The following is a 3,735-nucleotide window of genomic DNA, read 5'->3' on the forward strand; positions in this document are numbered from 1 at the left end:
TATACTTATGAGAGGGGAAAATGAAATCAATTTTTGGTCTATTTTTGACACTGTTCATGTGTCTCAATGTTCAAGGTGCTCAGAGCACTGTCTTTAGTTACAACGGAGAAAGCCAATTAGAATTTCTTCAAGAAGAAGTGAGAGAAGTTACTCTCTATCGTGACGAAGTTCGCGATTCAACATGTACAAGAAGAATTCCATATACAGTAAATGAATGTGGATATGAGACGAGATATCGTCAGCAGTGTACTTTTAAACCAGGTTATAACAATTGTTACAATGATACTCAAAGAGATTGTAACTACGAGACACGTTACCGTCGTGTGTGCTCAAGAGCTCCTGGAAGACAAGTATGTGAGATGAAGCCAGGAAAGACAACTTGTCGTACTAACAGACAAGGTGAGAGAAGATGTCATACGACTTCTCCTCGAAGAGTTTGTCGTGATGTTCCAGGAAGAGAAACTTGTCGTCAAGAGCCTTACCGTGACTATGTTTGCCACAATAGAACAGTAAGAAGATGTGACTGGGTTCCTGGTCGTAATGTTTGTACTGATGAGCCATACCAAGAGTATGTATGTAAGGACGTAACGAAGTATAGAACTGAAAACTATGCTTGTAAGATCACTGTTCCAGTACCTTATAAAGTAGAAAAGAATCACACAAATAAGCTCTTTGTAAAATTCTCTGGAGACTTTGATGTTGCTGAAGCACAATTCAATGCCATCTTTAAAGATAACAATGGAGTCGAGCTTAAGACGACAAACCTTAACGAAGATGAGCTTATTATCACTTCAAATGTTAAGACAGTTAAAGAAGAAGATTATAACTACATCACTAATATCGATATTAACTTCTTCAATAAAGTTAAAGAACTTATGCCAGTAAGAGCTAAATCTCATGGTCTATGGATGAATAAGGGTGGAGAATTCGTCATGACTCTCGATAACTTTGAACTTGCTGATGATGTTCACATGGATATTCATGTAAGAAGAGATAATGGTGATACTCACTTTAGAAAGTCTTTTAGACTGACTGAATTCAAGAAGACAATTGTTGGCGATAAGATGAAGCTATCAATGGATCTAGGATCAAAAGGCTTCAAGAGACTGAAGGCCCTATTTGGAACTGGAATAAAGCTTAAAGTTGATTCAACAATCAAACTATTAAAGTTTAGAAACCTAAATATCAAAGAAGAGAAGACACACTCTTTTAAAATTAAAGTTTACAAAAACAAAACGAACTAAAAGCCCTTCAAGAAGGCAAACGAACACAAGAGGACCCATAGGAGCTGTTGCTGCTATGGGTCTTCGTCTATTTATCACCCAAATTCCCGGGAAAGAAATGTTCAACACCTGATTCCTAGTATATAATTGGCCAGTATATCTTTAATTTATTTTGCATTGAGTTGTAGTAAAGGAAGCATTATGACAGTTAGAGTTAGATTTGCCCCATCTCCAACAGGGTATCTCCACATCGGTGGAGCGAGAACAGCACTTTATTCTTACCTATTTGCTAAGGCAAGAGGTGGTAAATATATCTTAAGAGTCGAAGATACAGACCTCGAAAGATCAAAGAGAGAATTTGAGGAAGCTCAAATTGGCGATCTAAAATGGTTGGGAATCACACATGATGAAGGTCCTGATTGTGGTGGAGACTTTGGTCCATATAGACAATCTGAAAGAATGCAAATGTATAAAGATATTGCATGGGATTTCGTCGAAAGAGGCCTGGCCTATCCATGTTTTCTCTCTTCTGAAGAACTCGAAGAACTAACGGAAAAAGCGAACGCTGAAAAGGCCGCACCTCATAAGTATCATGGAAAGTATAGAGACTTCTCTCTTGAAGAGGCCAAGAAGAAAATTGAAGCAGGTGAGGAATATGTTATCCGCTTTAAGAACCCTGGAAAGAAGTGGGAGTTTACAGACCTTGTAAGAGGACATGTGACTTTCCCTGAAGATATGGTTGGTGATTTTGTCATTATCAGATCAAATGGAATGCCTGTTTATAACTTCTGCTGTGTTGTGGATGATCACAAGATGGGAATGACACATGTTTTTAGAGCAGAAGAGCATTTAAATAATACTTGCCGTCAGCTTATGATTTACGAAGCTCTTGGAGCAGAGGTTCCTGAGTTCGCTCACGTTTCTCTTCTTGTTGGTGAGGACAGACAGAAACTCTCAAAGAGACATGGGGCCACTTCGGTTACTCAATATAAGGAAATGGGATACCTTCCAGAAGCCGTGACAAATTACCTTTGTCTTCTTGGTTGGTCTCATCCAGATGAAACAGATATTTTTGATGTTAATGAACTAGGAGAGCTCTTCGACTATAAGAGATTTTCTAAGTCTTCAGCTATGTACGATATTAAGAAGCTTAATTTCTTCAATGAGCAGTGGCTGAGAAAGTTAGATGACTCAGTCATCGCTCGTGGCTTTGCAAATGAATTAGAAGCTGACTCTGAATATAATAAACAAGATCAAGCGTGGCAGACAAAGTTTGCTGGTCTCATGAAAGAGAAAGTTCAGTTGTTCTCTGATATTAAAGAGCACCTACCAATCTTCTTTGATGCTGGAGCAGATGAGGATGATCAGTATAAGGAAGCTATTTCTTGGGAGACAACACCACAGATTAAAGAGTATCTAAAAGAACAGGTTGCTGCCATCTCATCTGAGTTTATCTCTGAAGATCAAGTTGGAGAGTGGATGAACTATCTTAAAAAAGAACTCAAGATTAAAGGAAAGCCATTATTTATGGGGACTCGTGTTTGCCTAACTGGAAGAGCACATGGTCCAGATTTAAAAACAGTTGTGGCATTAACTCCAATTTCAATTATTAAACAAAGGCTTAATTAGAATGAAGTTTTTTGATGAATTAAAAGCAAGAGGAATTATTGAAGCTCTCTCTCATGAGCAAGAGCTGGAGAAGAAGTTTAACGAAGGTGGAATGTCTTTTTACTGTGGATATGATCCATCGGCAAAGTCTCTTCAACTTGGAAACCTCTTTACAATTGTCACTTGTATGAGATTTCAAAAAGCTGGGCATAAGCCATATATGCTGGTTGGTGGTGCCACTGGTATGATCGGCGACCCTTCAGGAAAGAGTGAAGAAAGAAATCTACTCGATGTAGAAACTCTAAATGATAATATTAAAGGAATAAGAGAGCAGTTAGGGCAATTCGTTAACTTTGACTGTGGTGAAAACTCTGCTGTTCTTGTGAATAATGCTGACTGGTGGTCCGGGCTTGGTTTCTTAGAATTTCTAAGAACTATTGGAAAGCGTTTTAGAGTCAATGAAATGCTTAACAAGGATTCAGTGAAGTCGAGAATTACATCTGATTCTGGGATCTCATTAACAGAATTCTCTTATCAAGTTCTACAGGCCTATGACTTTGTCACTCTTAATAAGAACCACAATGTCACACTCCAGCTTGGTGGATCTGATCAGTGGGGTAATATGACAGCGGGAACTGATTTAACTCGTAAGATGAATCAGAACCAAGTTTACTGTATGACAATGCCACTCATTACTGACCAAAATGGGAAGAAGTTTGGTAAGTCAGAAGGAAATGCTGTTTACCTAAGTGCAGAAATGACTTCACCATATAAGATGTATCAATTCTTGTTAAATCAAGATGACTCAATCGTGGACTCACTTCTTAAGTGTTATACTTTCCTAAGTCTTGAGGAGATTGCTTCTCTTAAAGACAAGACAGAAAATGAGCCTCACTTAAGAGCG

The 3,735-nt window shown here is 38.3% G+C and carries 3 protein-coding genes; all 3 read left to right on the forward strand.

The features are described from left to right. Positions 1–20: 20 nt before the first annotated feature. The gene (locus tag M901_RS03085) at positions 21–1,244 is read left to right on the forward strand and encodes a hypothetical protein (RefSeq protein ID WP_021276712.1); all 1,224 of its coding nucleotides are present in this window, start codon (positions 21–23) and stop codon (positions 1,242–1,244) included. Positions 1,245–1,424: 180 nt separating this feature from the next. Then, complete coding sequence (gltX, locus tag M901_RS03090; protein WP_021276711.1) at positions 1,425–2,852, forward strand: glutamate--tRNA ligase; 1,428 nt, start codon at positions 1,425–1,427, stop codon at positions 2,850–2,852. A gap of 1 nt (position 2,853) precedes the next feature. Further along, positions 2,854–3,735 (forward strand): tyrosine--tRNA ligase (tyrS, locus tag M901_RS03095; RefSeq protein ID WP_021276713.1); only part of this gene is annotated, 882 nt, incomplete at its 3' end.

The organism is Bacteriovorax sp. DB6_IX, from assembly GCF_000447775.1.
Taxonomy (GTDB): Bacteria; Bdellovibrionota; Bacteriovoracia; order Bacteriovoracales; family Bacteriovoracaceae; genus Halobacteriovorax_A.